We start from the raw sequence: 1,597 nt of genomic DNA on the forward strand, positions 1-1,597 counted from the left end.
CATCCCAGAGTTTGATCGTGTTGTCATCACTGCCAGAAGCCAGTGTCTTGCCATCAGGGCTGAAGACTACGCTATAGACCAGACTGCTATGCCCTTCTAAGGTATTTATCTCTATGGCACGATTTTCTTTTTTTTCATTTGGCTTTAAATAAACCGCTTGCTGTAAAGTTAACGCAGTGTGCGTTAAGATATCGCTTCTGTGCTGTGCCCAAACTGTATGCTTGAGTTTGTTACTTGCCCTTAAGGCTGTTATTAAAGCATCTGGGTATTGTCCAGAGACAGCAAAAGCTTCCGAAGAATTATTGATAGCGTTAATTTGACTAATATTTGCCTCTACAGCCCACTGGAATGTTGCTGCTGCTAAAACAGCAAATCCTAAACCTGCGGTTAGGGAACCAAAAAGGGCGCGTTTGAGAACACGATTCAGTTTTGCTTCACTTTGTTTTCTTTGTTCTCGTTCCTTTTCCAGTTCCGCCATCACCTGCTTTAACTTCGGTTCCTGTTGCTGGCGGATAAAGGCGGCGATGTAGTCGTGTACCAGTTGATAACGGTCAAAAGGGTTTTCTGGTAGCAAAACCACCAAGCCGGATTGGACAAGAATTTCTAATATTAAATCTAATTTACTGATTTCAGAAGCTTCTTCCCCCCTAGTTTTCGATCCCCCCGCCTGCGGCGACCCCCTTAAAAAGGGGGTTTTTGATCCCCCCGCCTGCGGCGACCCCCTTAAAAAGGGGGTAGCAAGAATAAAGCCCCCCTTTTTAAGGGGGGTTGGGGGGATCTCCGAGAAATACGGCGTCAAATCGCGTTCCAACTCAGCGCGAGTCTTAAGTGGGCGAGTCCCTTTTTCATCCGTTAGCAAATAGAGTAATATGTCTGCTGCTTGCTGATTTTCTTCACCACAATCATTAACAACTTCATCCAAATAACGCTTAACCAATTCGTCCTTAGTGCCGCGTTGCCGATATTCTGCCAGAGTTGTAATATTCTCCGTTTGCAACTGCGCCCCCACAACTTGCAACTCAATGGGACGAACTTCACCCAATTCTCCAGCTAAATCCAGCACCAGTTGTTCAACTAAAACATCTTCTAAGTGAAAACTAGTATTTTCAGTTAAACGCTGAATAATTGACTTGGCATCAGCAGGTGAGAAGTTCCCCAACTTGTAAAGCACATTATTACTGAGAATGTCATTGCCAATAATCTTCAGACTGGACAAATCATTGCACTCCAGCAAGTAATGGATGTAATCTACCCGCAGCGATAAGATAACTTTCACGGATAGAATATTCAAACACTCTCCGAGAAACTCAAAGAATTGCTTTCTTTGTGCAGGTTCGGTGTAAACAAAGAAAAATTCCTCAAATTGATCAAAAATTAATACCGTTCGCAGGTTACGCTGTTCGTTTTCTTTAAGTCTGGATATTAAATATTGCGGAGTTCCGAGTTCTGAGGGTGAAAGTTGACCTTCTGAAGCTGAACGTTGACCTTCTGAAGCTGAACGTTGACCTTCTGAGGGTGAAAGTTGACCTTCTGAGGGTGAAAGTTGACCTTCTGAAGCTGAACGTTGACCTTCTGAGGGTGAAAGTTGACCTTCTGA

Annotated in this window: 1 protein-coding gene; it reads right to left on the reverse strand. The window is 43.8% G+C overall.

Features of this window, described 5'->3' with window-relative positions:
- On the reverse strand, positions 1 to 1,597 hold a 1,597-nt coding region (locus tag RMY63_RS41605), incomplete at both ends, for a WD40 repeat domain-containing protein (RefSeq protein ID WP_322734260.1).

Origin of the sequence: Nostoc sp. ChiQUE01b, from assembly GCF_034531255.1 — a bacterium.
Classification (GTDB): Bacteria; Cyanobacteriota; Cyanobacteriia; order Cyanobacteriales; family Nostocaceae; genus Nostoc.